Origin of the sequence: Streptomyces sp. NRRL S-455 (assembly GCF_000717875.1) — a bacterium.
Taxonomy (GTDB): Bacteria; Actinomycetota; Actinomycetes; order Streptomycetales; family Streptomycetaceae; genus Streptomyces.
The window spans coordinates 159,396-175,109 of record NZ_JOCT01000010.1; the positions used below are offsets into that span (position 1 = coordinate 159,396).

Consider the following 15,714-nt stretch of genomic DNA (forward strand, 5'->3'; position numbering starts at 1 on the left):
GTTGTCAGGCCGCTCGCGACACCCCGGACGAAAGCGCGCTCATGGAGCGGTACCGGGGACCAAGCAGGAGGATGCTGTGCCGACGCTCGACCGCCAGCCTGAGGCCCTGATGCGGGAGTTGCTCGAGGCGCTCCCGCAGGACTGGAGCTGCAGCCCCGACTACGCCCCCCGGGAACCGTCGGCCGAGGGGTACGACCTGGACATGCGCGAGCGAGCCCAGGACACGCGGTCCCAGGCCGTGCATCTGCGGCCAGGTGAGGAGATCGTCCTCGACTGGCGCCTGATCTTCAGCCGTGATCGGCCCGACCGCACCACTGACGGAGCGGTCGTGGGAGCCCTTCGAAGCCCCGGCGGCGCTCACCAGTTCTTCGTCCACTACCGCAACGTGGACGCCGACCCTGCGGGCCTCTTCCGCCGCTGGTCGGATCACACCCCGGCTCATGGGATCGCTCACTGGCTTCAGCAGACAGCCAGGGCCACCGACACCGACCTGATCGAACGCGCTCTTGTAGAGGAGCGCCAGGACTCCCTGCTGGGGGAAAACTGGTTCCCCTGCCGCTCCGTGCTGGTACTCGACACCGAGACCACCGGCCTGTCCACAGACCAAGACCGCGTCGTCGAAGTGGCGTGGCTGCTGGCCGACCACGCCCCGCGGCAGTGGCGCAGTCATCTGATCAACCCCGGGGTCCCCATGCCCGCCGACGCCTACACAGTCAACGGCATCGACGACTCCCTGCTGCACGCCGAGGGCGGGCGTCCTGCGCAGACGCTCGACCACGCACTGGATGCCATCGCCGAGCATCTGCGCGACGGTGCGGTGCTGGTGGTGGCGAACGCCGAATTCGACCTTCAGTTGCTGGATGCCGAATGCCGGCGCCACAACCTCCGGCTACTGGCCGCCCGCGTCGGCGTGGAGCATCTGAAGGCGATTGACCCGATACGCATCCATCAAAGACTGTTCGGCGCCCGCAGGGGCCACAGCACCATCCCCGCATTGGCCGAACTGCACGTTCCCGGCGGCGCGATCGGTTCGCACACGGCTCTCGGCGACTGCCACGCCACGCTCCATATCCTGGCCGGTCTCCTGCGCCAGGAGGGCGAGCGGATCGTGCGCCACATCACCGTCCACGACACCAACCAGAGCTTCACGGGTCACCACGTAATCGGAGCCCGGCCGCGTCCCACCCTGCACCACCTGCTAGCCCTCAGTAGCTCCTGGCCCGGCCCGTCCACACCGTCGCAGACAGGCCCGAACTCGAGGTCGCCTCCGCTACCCGCTGAGGCTGCCTTCCGCCGCCGGCCGCGTCCCGGCTGCCGCGCCCATGGGGCCGGTGTCAACCCGCCCTGGCGTCGACCGGCACCCTGATGCGGCGGTGTGAATCGGGTGCACTCGGCGGCCGAGGTGCTGTGTGGGCCGCTGGCACTCCCGGGCGGCCACCGAGCGCCTGTTGGGCGCGGAGCTCGGCGCCGTGTGAGGAGGCCCTGCCCGGCGGGTCGGATGAGAGCACAGGGCCCCGGTCCGGAAGGAGGCCCCGGGGCCGTGCACATGACCGGTCAGATCTGCAGAATCAGTGCCTCCACCTGCCCGAGCGTGGTCACGCTGGCCTGTGCGGCCTCCCGGGCCTTGGCCAGCTTCTCCATCCACTCGATCCGCTGCTCGGCGGGCAGAGCTTCCTCGCCGAGCTGGGCACGCAGGCGGCGTGCTTCCTCAAAGTCCGTCATCAGGGTGTGCGCGGCGTCGCACGCGCGCTGGTAGCTGTCCCCGACCAGCTCGACTCGGGCGGGCAGTTCCCGGCGCAGGGTGGCCAGCCGCTCGCGGGGGTCGGGCGGCGCCTCTCCGTGAGATGTGGAGCCGCTGGCCGGCTCGCTTGCCGGGAGGGTGATGCCGGTGCCCACGCCGCTGCTGCGGGCGGGATTCGGTGCCGCGCGGCCGAGTTCTACCGGGAACGTCTCGTCGAACCAGTCCTTGTCGGCGACGTACCTGGTCGGCCGGCCCTCGATGTCGGGGACGATCACCGTCCCGGCTGTGACCGCGCTCTGCTCTTCCTCGGCCAGGTGGCGCTCGCAGTAGCAGACCAGAGGGCCGCCGTCTTCTGCGACGGGGGGCTGGGTGGCGTCGGGGTGCTCCAGGACGGACGTCGCGAACGCGAGGAGGAGAGGCCGGCTGATGGCCGGGCTTCTTCGAGGTGTAGGCCAGAGTCAGGGACGCGAGGGCGCTGCTGGGGGTCCGGCGTACGCCCTTGCGGCCCTCACCCGCCTCGCTTCCCTGACCGGGCGTGATGAAGGGCTCCGGAGCGTGCATGAGCGCCGGCGCCATCCGCTGGACCAGAGCGGCCCATGCTGTTGCTTCGCCGGCCTCCGCTCCGAGGAGTAGTTCCTTGAGCGACCTGGGGTCCTGTCCGGAGCCCTCCCTGGTCTCCTCGACACCGAACAGTCCCAGCGAGGACAGGATGTTGCCGCGGTGCAGGAACAGCTGGGCGACTGCGGCCGACCACAGACGCGTGCGGGCACCGGCCGTCTTCCCGTTGACCTGGCTCCACGCCCGCTCCTGGAGCGTCCCTTTCACAACCGGCCAAAACCGCCCCGTGTCCCGGACGGTGCGCTTGCCCGTTGCCGTCTCAGGAGCCGTGGGGATCTCCGGGAACACGAGTGCGGTGATGGCCCGCACAGCGATATCGCGCAGGACCACCGGGGACACCTCGTCGCCCGCGGGGACGAGCGGCTCCAGCGGGTCGAGCGGCCCGTTGGCGGTCAGGGCATCGCGCACCCCGAGCAGATCGAGCAGATCCGCGCCCCGCGCACGGGGGAACGCTTCGGCCAGAGCGGCCGCCAGGAGGGACTGGCTCGCATAGGAGTCGACGAGCGTAGCGAACAGGGCGACCAGGCGGGCGTCCTCGTCGTAGGGCTGGATGCCGCGCAGGTGATCGTTGACATTCAGCGCCCGCAGGACATGTTCCAGCGCGGCCGGCTTGTTGCAGCCGATGACGATCTCCGTGGGCACCGTGGCGATCTTCCCCGCCCGGATCGCCGGGTCCTCAGGGCTCGTCTCCGGCTGGGTGCCGGCCTCGTTGAGCCGGGCGGAGACCCGGTTCAGGACCTCCCGCAGATTCAGCAGCCGCAGCTTGGGGTCGCTCTTCTCCTTCGGCAGCGACAGCAGGGACTGAGGCATGCCCGTGACCAGGTACTCCGGGTGCACACCGAAGATGTCCAGGCGGGCCAGCGCCCGGTTGTTGCCGGTCACGGCGGCCATGCGCCAGATCCGGGACACCGTGCCGTCAGGGTTGATGATCTGCCACTGCTGAAGGACGTTCATGCCCTTGGAGAGCTGGCCGGCGTCCACGAGGGACTCGGCCAGGTCGTAGCCCCGGGTCTTCCCCGCGCGCTGCAAGCAGCTGGCGGCGTACCGCTGCACGTGGACGGCGACCTCGTACGGCTGCTCGGCGAGCGTGAGCGCCGCCTTCGGCTCGCGGTCCTCTTCCACCGCACGGACCACGGGCCGCGGTCGGCGGTTGCCCAGAGCGGTAAGCAGCGCCTGCCGCTCCCTTTCGAGCTTCTTGACGTGCCGGACGGCGTCCAGGTGCTTCTGCGTGGCCGCCTCAAGAGCCTCAGCGGTGTAGGTCTCGTCGCCGGGCGCGCGGCGACGGGCCTCTCGCTCCTTCGCGGCGCTCTTCGCCGCCTTCACGACGTGATCGAAACAGCGTCGCGCCGCCTCGCCGGGGACGGTGGGCTCGGCGAGTACGCTCTCGTGCCCGACGTCGCGCTGGAGCTCATGATCGGCGTGCGACAGGAGCTGCCGCTGCACAACGCTCACGTCGAAGGCCTCACCCGGCTCCTGCGGGACACCATCGGCACCATCGGTGCGGGCAGTGGGCCCGGGGAGGGGAACTGCTGCCACTGCGGCGGGACCGGCCTGGCCCGCCCGCTGTGGAAGCCGTCGTTCTCAGCTGGCCACGACGTCGCGTAGTTCCCGTACGACGCGTTCGCGGTGGGCCTGGGCGGGGATCGCCTCGTACAGGTCCAGGGCGCGGCGGCGGACCAGGCCGGTGCGGTAGTCCGTCGGCAGCGCGGTCAGGGCGGCGATCGTGCGGCGGCACGCCTGTTCGGTGTCGCCGTCGTGATGGGAGCAGGCGGCGGCGTCGATGTGCAGCAGGGTGCGCGTCATGGTGCTGGTCGGCGCGGACAGCTCCAGGGCGCGCTGCTGGCTTTCGTTCGCGCGGCGGGTGCTCCCGAGGGTGGTTTAGGCGTGGCTGAGGTGGGCGTGGTGTTTCTGCTCGCCGTACGTCAGCCACGTGTCCGACCGCTCGCCCTCGGGGAGCCGGTCCATGAGGGGCGTCGGCGGCGGCCAGCGCTTGGCGGGCCTGCTCGGGCTGGTGGTTGAGGGCGTATGCGTGGGCGGCGACAGCGGCCGCCAGCGTCGCCGCGGCGGTCGGCCGTTGCCGGCGACGTGACGGGCCCGTTCGGCCGGCGCCGGCCAGCTGATCACCCACCCGCCTACGCGCAGCCGGGCTGCTCGGACAACCATTGCGTTGCCGCTTCCAGGACGGGATCCTTGCTTCCCCCGCGCCCGAGGTTGTCGGCGACTGGCTGGTCAGGCGGAATGGGGCTGTCGTATGCACGCCCCGTGCGGTCGGCATCCATCACCTCTGTCAGGTTGAGGATCGCCCCGTCGGACAGTCGGTGTTGTGCGTTGCCGGTGGGGACGCCTGTGGTGTCCTCGCCGAAGGAGCGCGTATGCGGGCGCCCGCGGAAGGCCACGGTCACCGCCTCCCCGGAACTGGCAGTGGAACGGCTGGTGAGCACCGCAACAGGGGCTGATCCGCCGCCTACGGGAGGACTTGTTCCCCAGCCGGTGGATGCACCGTCCAGACGAGGGCTGCCCTTCCCAATGGACCACACCGTCTTCTTGCCGTCCGCATCGACGAACGCCCCGACGTCGCCGTCGCCGAGGATCGGTCCCACGACGGCAAGCATCGGCCACATGTTGCCACCGCGGTTGCGGCGGAGGTCGATCACCCAGCCGCAGGCGTTCGGACGGTCAGCCTTCGCCACGGCATCTCGCCCCTCCCGCACGTACTGCTGATGGACCTTCTCAGATCCCTTGACCCCGGGGAGCGATAGATACCCAATGCGGCCGGTCAACGCCCGCCCTTCCACAGGGTTGCGGATCTGCTTGTCCCCGTGCAGCTCTCTCGACCTCTTCGGGTCGTAGAAGCCGCTGTGCCCGTCTCCCAAACTGCCCAGGGCCGCCTCAATGGCCCGATAGGTATCGCCAGGACGCTGCGCGCTGCCGGCTTCGGTGAAGGCTGTTCGCCGTACCTCACCCCAGTCGACATCGTCGCGGCGAAGGGCGTTGTCCTCCATGACGGTCAACGCCTTGGACAGGTAGGACCGAGCCTCGTCAGACATCGCCGCCCCCGGAGTGGACGCCTCCTCTCCCGAGCACCCAGCCCCAGCAGCGAGAACACACACCAACCCAGCAGCCCCTAAACGCGGCAAACGCCCCCGAACCATGTGCCCTCCCAGTCAGCCAAACCAGTCGATCTATTGGTGACCCTAACTTCCGATGATCAGTGCGCGGCCGACTCCCAGAAACAGGCTCTTAACCGCACAGCAACTGGACCAACTGCGCGAGCACGGCCCGGCCCGGCCCGCCTTCTGGCGCTTCGGCCGCGACCACCGCCAGCCCCTGCTGGACGCGGGCCGCTGCGCGTCCAGCTCCGCAACCACCCGCTCTGCGCGGCGCCGTTCCTGTTCCCAACCCACCCGACGGGTGTGGCAGCAGAACTCCTCCGCGGCCAGCAAAACACCTCCTAGAGAAGTTGCAGATCAGCGTCAGGAGGCCGGCGCATCAGCCCTGTCGTCCCCTCAGATCAACTGCTCGCCCTCCTGGACAAGGATCCAGAGCTGGCTACTTCAGTTATCGCTAGAGTCGCTTCGCTGTGACTGCGGGAGTCGTTCCACGGCTCAGGTCGTGGCGGAGTAGTGCACTGACCTGTGTGAGCCCTTCAGTAGGCCGATGGGCAGGAGCTGTTCTTGCCTACTGCACTCGCACTCAGTCGGAGTGTCGGGTCGGTTCTGCTCCAGTCTGGACAAGAAAGTCAGTCAGCACTTCGGCCAGCCGTTCGGGTTGGTCCTCGGGGATGAGGGTGGACGAGTCGGCGATCTCGATCAGCCGGCCCTGCGGGTACAACTCGGCCAGTCGGGGGCCGTGCTCACGCGGCATCAGTCTGTCCTCGGTCGCCCAGACGACCAGTACCGGGCGGTCGAAGGCACGCAGTCGCTCGCTCCAGGCCAGCAGTGTCTTGCGGCCGGGTGCTCCGGTGGCGAACTTGGCGAGGTCCTTGCGGATGGCCCTGCTGCGGGTGGCGGGAGCGAACCAGTCGTCCATGATGTCGTCGGGGATCCCGCGCAGGCTCATCCCGCCGTATCCGGCGCGGTTGTGGCGGAACGCGGGGATGCCCATGAGCCGGGTCAGGAGCCAGACGCCGCCGGGGACCCTGCATGCCTGGGCCATCGCCTTGGCGGGTCCGGGGGGAAAGTTGTCGAAGGCCTCGCAGGCCACCAGCACCATGCGCGCGAGCCTCTGGGCCCGCCCTTCCGACACCAGGAACTGGCCCCCGCCCCAGTCGTTGAGGACGAGGGTCACCTGGTCCAGGCCTAGCCGTTCGATGAACTCACCCAGGAGCCGGGCGACGCCGCTTTGGGACAGGTCGGCATCCGGGTTCATCGGCTGGCGGTGACCGCCGAGGGGCAGCGTGGGCAGGACACAGCGGTATCCGTCCAGCAGTGGGACCACCTTGCGCCATTGAGTCTCGTTCATCGGCATACCGTGGCCGAATACCAGCACTGGCCCTTCACCGCCGGTGTCCTGGTAGTCAACCGGTCCAGACGACAGCTCGATCCTCGGCATTAAACCCCCATTTGATAGATTGTTCTACTGTAATCTTGAGGGAAGGGAGAGTAGAGGGCAATGGGGCAATCGGACACTCGAGCCAGGATCCAGGGCGCTGCCGCGATGCTGTTCCGCCGCCACGGCTACTCGGCGACCGGCCTCAAGCGGGTCGCGACAGAGGCGGAAGCGCCGTTCGGCTCGATCTATCACTTCTTCCCCGGTGGGAAGCAGCAACTGGCCGAGGACATGATCCGCACGTCCGGAGCTGAGTACGGCCGAATGGTTATGGCTCTGCTGGACAGCGTGCCGGACCCTGCCGAATCCCTCGTGCACGCCTTCGAGGCGGCCGCGGACGACCTTGGTGCGGCCGATTACGCCGACGCATGCCCGATCGGGACAGTGGCATTGGAGGTTGCCAGCAGCAATGAGGTGCTGCGGGCCGCGACGGCAGAGGTCTTCGAGGGGTGGGTCGACAGCGCGACGCGGTGGTTCGGCCGTTGGGTCGTCGACCCGAGGGCGGCGCGATCGCTCGCCTGCTCGATGATCATGATGCTTGAGGGGGCGTTCATGCTCAGCCGGGCTGCTCGTGATGCGGAACCGCTGCGGGTGGCCGGCCGGTCGATGGCCGAGTTGCTGCGCACAACTGTCGCACAGGCAGGTGAGGGCTGACTCCGGCAAGTGAGACGGCGGCCCGATTGCGAGTCGGTAAAGAGCGCAGGACTCGTGGATGTCAATCGTGCCAGGTGCCCGTCCAGTCGTAGAGCGGCGCCGAGATTGCGTGCCCTCGTAGGTAGGCGATCGCCTTCCCTTCAAGCCTGGCGATCGTTGCGCCCTTAAACGGGCCATCTTTCATTGTCAGGTGCAGGAGAAGATCAACTCGCCAGGCGCCTGGAATGTAGGACAAGCTGAAGACCCGCACCCCCGGGTGCGGGTCTTCTCCGTCACGCCTCCTCGGCAGTCAGCCGAGCTCGCCATTTTGCCGCGATCTCGGTTTCGCTGGTGCCGTCCTCGTATGCAGGAGAGACCAGCCGCTCGGTTTCCAGCACACGGACGACCACTGCCGATTTGACCCGGGCCGGGTTCGTGCCGCGGCTGCGCTGGAAGCGACGTACGATCCGGTCGTACAGCTCGCCCTCAGTGTGCACCTCGCCGACTCCGCGGAAGCGGTAACCCTTCCGGCGGACCGGGTCGAATACGTTAATCTCCACTGCCGGGTTCGCGACGAGGTTGGCTACCGTGCCGGGCGAGTGGAGGTCGAGGAAGACGAGGTGATCGTCATCCCATATCTCGGTCGTGCCCTTGGGGACAAGCTCGGAGTACCGTCCGGCCGTACCGTGGCAACGAATCCCGGTCCCTGAACGGTCACCAGGCGACGCGCATCCTCATCGAGCCTCACTGCGATGTACCTCCGAGCAGAACGATTGTGGATGTCAATCGTGCCAGGTGCCCGTCCAGTCGTAGAGCGGCACTGAGGTTGCGTACTCCCGAAGGTGGGCGATCTTCCCCCGGCGATCGTTGCGCCCTCGAACGTGGCTGCCTTTCCTTGTCAGGTGCAGGAGAAGATCCACTCGGCGATCAGCGCCTCCTCGGCGGTCGCCTCCGAGGTGATTCCAAGCATCGACCGAACCGCTGGCACCGAACCAGGCATGCATTCACTGTTCGACCCGTCGATGCCCGCGGTAGACCGAGCAGTAGCATTCGGTGATCAGGCAGTCGTCGGTCAACGTGGCCAGCACTCCCGCTGCATCGTCGCGTCGCCAGGCGTCGGTGCAGGCATGCAGTCGGCTCGGCTTCGTCGGCATCGCCGCAGCACTCATCGGCCACCGCCGGCTCAACGGATGACCTGCACTGCGCCCAGCGGTCCTGGCATGCTCGACGGCGTGATCGGATGGATACGCCGCACACCGCGCTCGGCGGTCGCACTGATCGTCGTGTACGTCGTCGTCCTCGTCTTCATCGGTGCCGCCTCGCACATCACCGACCTCGTCCACAGTGGCCTGCACCCCTACCGCTGGGCTCCACAGTGGCTGAACCTGTTCTGGTCATCTCTCGCCATCTTCGACTCGCTGGCAGCCGTGCTTCTGGTGTGCGGCAAACGAGCGGGGGTGGATCTGACCTGCGGCATCATGGCAACCGACCTGGCCGCCAATTGGTATGCGGTCTACTCCATCCAGCACAGCAACCTGTCCGCCCAGCCGGGTCTTCAGCGGCTCACCGCCTTCGCCCTTCTCGTGCTTGGTACCGGCCCCTTCGTGCGTTCTCGCCTCGGACACAACGCCATCTGCAACGACGACGTCTAATCCAACGACAACTCGAACACCCGTACACGCCGACCACCGGTGGGATTGACGGTCTCACGGAACAGATGCATCCCCAGTTTGGTCATGATGCGTTCGGAGGCGTCGTTGCCCACTTGAGCGATGCTGACGATCCGCTTCAGCCCTCGCTCTTCGAACCCGAACCGTACAGCGGCCGCAGCGGCCTCGGTGGCCAAGCCCTGCCCCCAGTGGGAGCGTCCCAGCCGCCAGCCGACCTCAACCGCCGGCAGTATCTCCGGCAAGTAGTTGGGCACCGAAAGGCCGGTGAACCCGGCCAGCTCGCCGGTGGACCGTATCTCCACGGCGAACAGGCCGAAGCCCTGTGACTCCCACTCGCTCTCCCATGCCTGGACCCGGCCGCGAGTCTGCTGTTCGTCAAGGACGCTGCCGTCGCGGATCCACCGCATGACCTGGGGGTCGGCATTGATGGCAGCCATGGGCGCGACGTCTTCCTCGCGCCAGCGACGCAGGATCAAACGGGGAGTATCAAAGGTGACCATCCAACCATTCTGAACCGCGCGGTACTCCCTCCCAAGACCACCACATCCCCAGCGGGTTTTCGCCGGAGCACCGCCCAGATCCCCCGAACCTGCTGGTCCTTGAGTACGACTGGCGCACCGCTTTGGAGGGCCTGGCCACACGTCGCCAGCTGCGCACCGCAGGCCTTCGCCCCGGTGGTCAGGAGCCAGCTGTGGTGCTGCGCTGTAAGGCCTGCGCGACCCGGCCACAGCGCGCGCACCCGGCCCGCTTACCTGTACCGGGTCGACCTGGCCCCGCCGGTGCGCCCGATGACGCTCGCCAAGGAGGCCGCGCTCGCCAGATCACTCAGGGCCGGGGCATGTCGGCCTCGCAAGGACGCGCCCTACGCTTCAGCGCGTCGCAGAGAGGCAGGCGTACGCCCCATGAAGTCCCTCGCGGTACGGGCGAGATGGGCCTGGTCGGCGAAGCCCGCGGTGGCTGCGGCTAGGGCGGCGGTCGAATCCGGCAGGTCGGCGATCGCGGTGCGGAGCTGGCCCCATCGGCGCAGGCGGGTAAGCGTAATGCCCACGTCCTGGCGGACCAGGGCGCGCAACCGCGGGGCAGACAGCCCGACCTCGATGGCGATGGAGGTGATGGGCATGTCCGGATCGTGCAGCGTGCACAGGTCGACAGCGTGGGCGACTCTCGGATCGAGTGGGGAGGGGCGCCCCGCGAGTGTCCGCAGCTCGGTGTATCCGGCGGTCGTGTCCACACCGGCGTCGGGGCCGTCGGAATCAATGGTGCCGAGCGAGGCGAGCAGGCGGCTGACCTCGCCAGCATCGAGCCGTATCGGCTCCGGGCAGGGGGCCAGCAGCCAGGGGTCGACGAACAGGGCGATGTAGGGCGAAGTCGCCGCACAGGTGTGGGCCAACTGGGGGGGAACAATCAGCCCGGGCGTCGCCACCAAGGGCCGTCCCGGCTGGCGGAGTTCGACGTGACCGCCGATCGGCAGCACGGCTTTCCACGCGGGCAGCCGGTGTTGGGCGACGCGGAACGGGCGGAATTCGGCGAACATCGTCGCTTCAGTGCCTAAGGCGAAGACGATACGGCGATCGTTTTGTTCAAGCGCCCAGGCACGAGGTGAACGAATCATCGTGCCATGCATGCGATGTGCCGGTTTGGTGTCAGTGGGTGGGTGTCAGTGACGGCACATCAGAGGTGGGTGTTTTCGATGGTCGGGCGTTGGGGAAGGGCGTGGTCACTGTCGTGGGGTGGTTTTTGTAGCGGTGCGGCTGTCATGGGGCGGTACACCCCGCTCCGTTTCACTGTCTTGAGAACGGCACTTCTGATCCTTCCGAGGGCTGCGCGGCGGCACGGTGGTCGGTTTTGACTGCGCACCTACAGAACGCGCTGCTCACCACCGCTGAAGCATCCATCGACCGGGCCTTGCTGAGGCGGCTATTCCAGCGGGTCGCGCCGCCACTGTGAACAGAGCACTCCTGCAAGAGACGGGAGGGCGATCGCATGCTCCCGGCCACCGGCAAGCACACGATGTCCCGCCCGCGTGAGGGGAGCTGACATGGAGGACGGTGACGCGGTCCGCGCAGGCGGCGGACTGCCTGCGGCGTCGAGGACTGCGCTGCGCGGTCCGGCCGTGCGGCGGCTGCTGGCACTGCGGGCAGGGAAGAAGCTGACAGCAGTCCATGTACGGGTGGCCGCGGACGCGCTAGGAGTGTCGGAGCGCACGGTGTGGCGCTGGCTGGCCACCGCTCAGAGCGATGAGACCGCGGCCGCCAACCCCGGCGCACGCTCCCGGGTCGATGCAAGGTTCACGGTCACGCCCGAGGTCCGTGGACTGTTGGCGCTGTGGAAGGGGAACGTGCGGGCGGTCCACCGCGAACTGGTCCTGCGTGCTGCCAGGCAGTCTCCGCACCGTCTCTGACGACGCTGCACCGGGCGATCCGCCGTGATCTGAGAAGCCGTTGCTCTATCGATCTTGGTGTGCATGAGTTCGAGGTCGTCGACTCGGTCGGGTGATCTCGCGGCCGGCGGTGCATGCAAGCGGGGCCTCCCGTACAGCTCGTGGGTGTCGAATCCAGCCGAGCAACAGGAGGCCCCTGGTGCTGCAGTTTTCCGTGCCGTCGCCGATGGCGTCCAACTCGGAGCCTCTGACGTGTGATTGCCTCGCTCACCGGTTCGGGAATGCCGGGGATCATCCGCACAGGCGGCCGAGGTATCCGTCCGACATGAGCGACGCGGAGTGGGCGGTCGTACGCGATGCGATGCCGGTGCCTGGCTGGCTGGAGGGCCGCGGCGGGCAGCCGGAGAGTTATTGCCACCGTCAGATGGTCGACGCGGTGCGCTATCTGGTCGCGGGCGGTATCACCTGGCGGGCGATGCCTGCGGACTTCCCCGCCTGGGGCCGCGTCTACGCCTTCTTCCGGCGCTGGCGGGACAAGGGTCTGGCGGCCGAGTTCCACGACCGGCTGCGTGACCGGGTCCGCACGGTCGCGGGCCGGGACCCGGAGCCGACGGCAGGCATCATCGACGCGCAGTCGGTGAAGGCAGCCGCATCGGTACCGGCTGCGACCAGGGGTTTCGACGGCGGGAAGAAGGTCAACGGCCGCAAGCGACACATCGTGGTGGACACTCTCGGACTGCTGCTGCATGTGATGGTGACCGCAGCCTCGGTCACCGACCGGGAGGCGGGACAGACACTGCTGGCCCGGCTGCACGAGCGGAACTGGCGTGTCACGCGGGTGTGGGCCGACGGAGGCTACACCGGGCGCCTGGTCGACCTCGCCCGCGACGTCCTGAGCGTCGCGCTGACCGTGGTCAGACGCAGCGACGACACCAGCGGGTTCACCGTGCTGCCGAAGAGGTGGCTGGTAGAGCGCACGTTCGCGTGGCTGATGCACTCACGCCGGCTGGCCCGCGACTACGAGAGGCGCACCGACACCTCGGAGGCGGTGATCCGGTGGTCGATGACCATGGTCATGAGCCGCCGACTCGCCCGGCGACCGGGCTGATTTCACCGCGTTCAATTCAGGACAGGGGTTCGTAGAACGGACGGTCAGGCGCGAAGTTGCGAGAACACACCGTCACGTCCTCACCCCTGAGATAAGCCAGCAACCAGTCGCTGAATGTCATCTCATGGAGAGTCCAGGCCGGACTGTCAAGCTCCTGAACCAGGACGCTCCAGGGCGACGAGGGCCCGTCTGGAACGCGAAGGAAAACCCATTCCCCCGTCGTGGCCGACGCAACCGGCATCAACTCACCGGGCTTCGACCCAACCGGACTGGGCAGAAACTCTGCCATGTCCTCCTCCCGCCACATCTCGAGATCCCCCCTGATGGTCTCTCTCAAGCTGTGCAGAAGATGGCCGGCGGGGTGCTCCAGGTACAATTGACCGTTGATCTGGATCGAACCGTAGGCGTTCACGATCTCACGGAAATCCGCAGGGAATTCGATACCGAACTCCCGCTCTATTTCGACCCATGGCACCGCATCCGACCAGTTAAATCGGGGTTCGCCCAACAGGGAGCGGATCTCTGAAAGCGTTGCCACCGCTGGGCCTCTTCCTCCAGGTTTCGGACGTCCTGGCCGGTACACCCGCCCCAGCAGCCTACGGGGCGCTGACTCGCCTGGCGACCGCGCTGAACATCCCCGGACGTTCCTCGGCCAGCCAGCCCCGCGCGACCAGGCGCTTCGCCTTCGACCGCACCCCCCTCGACCTTTGCCGGAACCGCCTCCAGACCGAGCGCCACGGCGAGTTGCCGACAGTCCATCGCCTCCCCGCCCGGCTCGCTCCCGCCGGCAAGGACATCCACGAGTCGGCGGTAGTCCGGCGCCAACGCACTGTCCTCGAGTCCGTCCCTCCACACCGGCACCACTGAACCAGGCACAGCTGCGACGGTCCGCGTCGACGGCTCACCTGCCGCTACGACCGGCGGCACCTCATTGCCTCCGCAGGACTCAGCCAGCACCAGTCCGACCGACTCCCGGGCGATCATGAACCGCTCCCACGCGGCCTCCGCCTCCCGAAGCTCTGCCTGAAGAGCTTCCACCCGCTGCCGAGCAGCACGCTCGCGCTCCTCCAACAGCCCCATCACGGACGACATCCCAACACCTCCACCGCAGAGACGACACGACACCTCGTCTCTGCCGCCGAAGCACCGGTCCTATACCTGACCAGCGGGAACGCGCCCGCGACGCTCGGAAAGACAACGGCTTCTGACGCCGGGGGAGCGGGCCGGACTTGCGGGAGGCGAGCGCGCGGCGCGCAAGCATGATGTGTTCCTGGCCCGGCCGCGGGGCTGGCGTAACCAGGTGTGGGAGACCGACCACGTCCAGGCGCCGGTGCTGGTCGACATCGACGGCAAGGCCCGCAGGCCGTGGATCACCTGGTTCACCGACTGTGCCACCAACGCGATCACCGGCGTTGCCGTCACGCCCGGGCATCCGTCGCGGGAGTCGGTGCTGGCCGCGCTCCGCTCCGCGGTCCTGCGCGAGGACCCCTACGGCCCGTTCGGCGGCGTGCCCGAGAAAGTGCGGGTGGACCGTGGCAAGGACTTCCTGTCCCGGACGGTGACCGCAGCGTTCGATCTCCTCGACGTGACGGTGGAGGACCCGCCCGCCTACACCCCCCACCTCAAGGGCACCGTGGAGGGCCTGAACCGGGCGGTGGAGAGCATGTTCCTGGCTTCGCTGCCCGGCTACGCCCGCCAGCCGCGCCCCGGCAAACGGGCTTCTCGTCCGAAGGACGAAGTGCTGCTGGGCTTCGAGGACTTCACCGCCCGGCTGCTGGATTGGACGCTGTGGTGGAACACCGAGCACCGCCCGGCGCCGTTGCGGGGCAAGACCCCGCTTCAGGCGTGGCAGGACGATCCCACGCCGCTGCGGGACGTGCCCGCGGCGGACTTGTGGACGTTCACCCTGGAGGACGCCGGCACCCGCACGCTGACCACCCGCGGCATCCGCTTCAGGAAACGCGACTACGTGGGTCCGTGGATGACCGGCCAGGCCGGGATCCAGGTCCGTATCCGCTTCATGCCCCACCACGACCACCGCATCGAGGTCTACCACGCCGCCACCGGCCGCTACCTGGGCCCCGCGAACCTGGCCGACCAGGCCACCGACGAACAGATCAGCGCCGTACGAAGGGCGCGGTCCGCTCGCGCACGCCGCCTGAAGAAGGACCTGGAGGCCTCGCAGCTCGAGCGCTACGCCGCCGTGAACCAGCCCGAGGCACCTCAACGGCTCGGCGCGCTGACCACCGCGCAGGCCGAGGCCGAACTCGCCCAGACTGCCGACTCCGACCTCGCGCAGCTCGCGCTGCCGGACGTCATCCCGCCCGCCGCGCCACCGGCCGACTGGCGCACCCCGGCTTCCCCGGCCGCCGCTGACCACGCCAGGCCCGCCCGTCCGGTACCCGTACGGCCGTGACGGCGCTTCCGCCCCCGACGGCCCGGGCGGGCGGGCCGCACCCCCCCACCACCGATGAAGACGGAGACGCCTCGTGACCGCGGCCACCTACCAGTACGTCGACCTGCCCGACGCATCCGTGGTCACCACCCGCGCCCTGCTCACTGCCCGGGAGAACATCACCGACACGGTCGCTGCCCGCGCGATGATGTGCATCCATGGCGGCGCTGGCTTCGGCAAGACCCTCGCTGTCAACACCTGCCTGCGCGCACTCGAACCCGGCGAGGACGTCCGAAAGATCACCTTCCGGGCCCGGCCCACCGCCCGCGCGGTGCGCTACGAACTGTTCACCGCGCTCGACCTGGCCGGCGAGCCACCGCGCCACCCCAGCGAGTTCGACCGCCTGCTGAAAACGGCCCTGGCCGAACGCCCCCGTACCTTCCTCGTCGACGAGGCCCAGTGGCTCAACGGGGAGGCGTTCGAATACTTCCGCTACCTCTGGGACGAACCCTCAACCCAGCTCTGGCTCCCCTTCCCGTCGATGTCGAGGCAGTCTTTCCGGGGCCTGATCGGTATGGCGCGCGAGGTCACCCAGCTCTACCCTCGGGCCGGGCAGCCGGA

At 68.4% G+C, this 15,714-nt stretch carries 18 protein-coding genes and 1 pseudogene; 9 read left to right on the forward strand and 10 right to left on the reverse strand.

Going from position 1 to position 15,714, the window contains the following annotated elements; translation table 11 throughout:
• The first annotated feature begins 76 nt into the window (after positions 1 to 76).
• Complete coding sequence (locus tag IE97_RS39260; protein ID WP_051704968.1) at positions 77 to 1,366, forward strand: 3'-5' exonuclease; 1,290 nt, start codon at positions 77 to 79, stop codon at positions 1,364 to 1,366.
• A 188-nt stretch (positions 1,367 to 1,554) separates the two neighbouring features.
• On the opposite strand, the gene IE97_RS42085 is transcribed toward IE97_RS39260, so the two are convergent.
• Together IE97_RS42085 and IE97_RS42090 are read right to left on the reverse strand one after the other, a co-directional pair.
• On the reverse strand, positions 1,555 to 1,722 hold the full coding sequence (locus IE97_RS42085; RefSeq protein WP_158708291.1) for a hypothetical protein: 168 nt from the start codon (positions 1,720 to 1,722) through the stop codon (positions 1,555 to 1,557).
• Positions 1,709 to 3,682 (reverse strand): hypothetical protein, encoded by a 1,974-nt coding sequence (locus tag IE97_RS42090; RefSeq protein WP_158708292.1) that lies wholly within the window; start codon positions 3,680 to 3,682, stop codon positions 1,709 to 1,711. The genes IE97_RS42085 and IE97_RS42090 overlap by 14 nt, the downstream gene beginning before the upstream one ends.
• 3 nt (positions 3,683 to 3,685) lie before the next feature.
• Between IE97_RS42090 and IE97_RS42095 the strand changes: the two genes are divergently transcribed.
• Entirely contained in the window at positions 3,686 to 3,964 is a 279-nt protein-coding gene (locus IE97_RS42095; protein ID WP_158708293.1) for a hypothetical protein, read from the forward strand.
• On the opposite strand, the gene IE97_RS38465 is transcribed toward IE97_RS42095, so the two are convergent.
• The 4 genes from IE97_RS38465 to IE97_RS0114680 all read right to left on the reverse strand — a co-directional run bounded on the left by IE97_RS38465 (position 3,941) and on the right by IE97_RS0114680 (position 6,910).
• Positions 3,941 to 4,162 carry a hypothetical protein gene (locus tag IE97_RS38465; RefSeq protein WP_037836329.1) on the reverse strand — a complete coding sequence of 74 codons (222 nt, stop codon included), beginning with the start codon at positions 4,160 to 4,162 and terminating at the stop codon, positions 3,941 to 3,943. The genes IE97_RS42095 and IE97_RS38465 overlap by 24 nt on opposite strands.
• A 75-nt stretch (positions 4,163 to 4,237) precedes the next feature.
• Positions 4,238 to 4,483, reverse strand: a complete 246-nt coding sequence (locus IE97_RS42100) for a hypothetical protein (protein ID WP_158708294.1) — start codon at positions 4,481 to 4,483, stop codon at positions 4,238 to 4,240.
• An 8-nt stretch (positions 4,484 to 4,491) separates the two neighbouring features.
• Positions 4,492 to 5,406 (reverse strand): S41 family peptidase, encoded by a 915-nt coding sequence (locus IE97_RS0114675; RefSeq protein WP_030238369.1) that lies wholly within the window; start codon positions 5,404 to 5,406, stop codon positions 4,492 to 4,494.
• Positions 5,407 to 6,052: 646 nt separating this feature from the next.
• Entirely contained in the window at positions 6,053 to 6,910 is an 858-nt protein-coding gene (locus IE97_RS0114680; protein ID WP_030238371.1) for an alpha/beta fold hydrolase, read from the reverse strand.
• A 105-nt stretch (positions 6,911 to 7,015) separates the two neighbouring features.
• Between IE97_RS0114680 and IE97_RS0114685 the strand changes: the two genes are divergently transcribed.
• Entirely contained in the window at positions 7,016 to 7,561 is a 546-nt protein-coding gene (locus IE97_RS0114685; RefSeq protein ID WP_234331815.1) for a TetR/AcrR family transcriptional regulator, read from the forward strand.
• A 272-nt stretch (positions 7,562 to 7,833) separates the two neighbouring features.
• On the opposite strand, the gene IE97_RS43450 is transcribed toward IE97_RS0114685, so the two are convergent.
• Entirely contained in the window at positions 7,834 to 8,238 is a 405-nt protein-coding gene (locus IE97_RS43450) for a pyridoxamine 5'-phosphate oxidase family protein (RefSeq protein ID WP_078603238.1), read from the reverse strand.
• 204 nt (positions 8,239 to 8,442) lie between these two features.
• Here IE97_RS43450 and IE97_RS42935 point away from each other — a divergent pair, with 204 nt between their 5' ends.
• Positions 8,443 to 9,192 (forward strand): hypothetical protein, encoded by a 750-nt coding sequence (locus IE97_RS42935; protein WP_234310634.1) that lies wholly within the window; start codon positions 8,443 to 8,445, stop codon positions 9,190 to 9,192.
• On the opposite strand, the gene IE97_RS0114710 is transcribed toward IE97_RS42935, so the two are convergent.
• Complete coding sequence (locus tag IE97_RS0114710; RefSeq protein WP_030238383.1) at positions 9,189 to 9,710, reverse strand: GNAT family N-acetyltransferase; 522 nt, start codon at positions 9,708 to 9,710, stop codon at positions 9,189 to 9,191. The two genes, IE97_RS42935 and IE97_RS0114710, sit on opposite strands and share 4 nt — an antisense overlap.
• 92 nt (positions 9,711 to 9,802) lie before the next feature.
• On the opposite strand from IE97_RS0114710, the pseudogene IE97_RS42940 reads away from it, so the two are divergent.
• A pseudogene (locus IE97_RS42940) lies at positions 9,803 to 10,076 on the forward strand (RRQRL motif-containing zinc-binding protein); the annotation flags it as partial.
• On the opposite strand, the gene IE97_RS42945 reads toward IE97_RS42940, so the two are convergent.
• Positions 10,073 to 10,834, reverse strand: coding sequence for a helix-turn-helix domain-containing protein (locus tag IE97_RS42945; RefSeq protein ID WP_234310632.1), 762 nt, complete (start codon positions 10,832 to 10,834; stop codon positions 10,073 to 10,075). The pseudogene IE97_RS42940 and the gene IE97_RS42945 sit on opposite strands and share 4 nt — an antisense overlap.
• 414 nt (positions 10,835 to 11,248) lie before the next feature.
• On the opposite strand from IE97_RS42945, the gene IE97_RS41455 reads away from it, so the two are divergent.
• Positions 11,249 to 11,611, forward strand: coding sequence for a helix-turn-helix domain-containing protein (locus tag IE97_RS41455; RefSeq protein WP_030238392.1), 363 nt, complete (start codon positions 11,249 to 11,251; stop codon positions 11,609 to 11,611).
• A 304-nt stretch (positions 11,612 to 11,915) separates the two neighbouring features.
• A complete protein-coding gene (locus IE97_RS0114725) occupies positions 11,916 to 12,698 on the forward strand; it encodes an IS5 family transposase (RefSeq protein WP_030238396.1) in 783 nt (260 codons plus the stop codon).
• 16 nt (positions 12,699 to 12,714) lie between these two features.
• Here the strand turns inward: IE97_RS0114725 and IE97_RS0114730 are convergent, their stop codons facing one another.
• On the reverse strand, positions 12,715 to 13,236 hold the full coding sequence (locus tag IE97_RS0114730; RefSeq protein ID WP_030238399.1) for an SMI1/KNR4 family protein: 522 nt from the start codon (positions 13,234 to 13,236) through the stop codon (positions 12,715 to 12,717).
• 762 nt (positions 13,237 to 13,998) lie between these two features.
• On the opposite strand from IE97_RS0114730, the gene IE97_RS0114740 reads away from it, so the two are divergent.
• Together IE97_RS0114740 and IE97_RS0114745 are read left to right on the forward strand one after the other, a co-directional pair.
• Positions 13,999 to 15,114: a Mu transposase C-terminal domain-containing protein gene (locus IE97_RS0114740; RefSeq protein ID WP_234310630.1), complete on the forward strand. Its 1,116-nt coding sequence runs from the start codon at positions 13,999 to 14,001 to the stop codon at positions 15,112 to 15,114.
• A gap of 73 nt (positions 15,115 to 15,187) precedes the next feature.
• Positions 15,188 to 15,714, forward strand: a 527-nt coding sequence (locus tag IE97_RS0114745; RefSeq protein WP_234331816.1) for an ATP-binding protein, incomplete at its 3' end; no start/stop codon positions are given.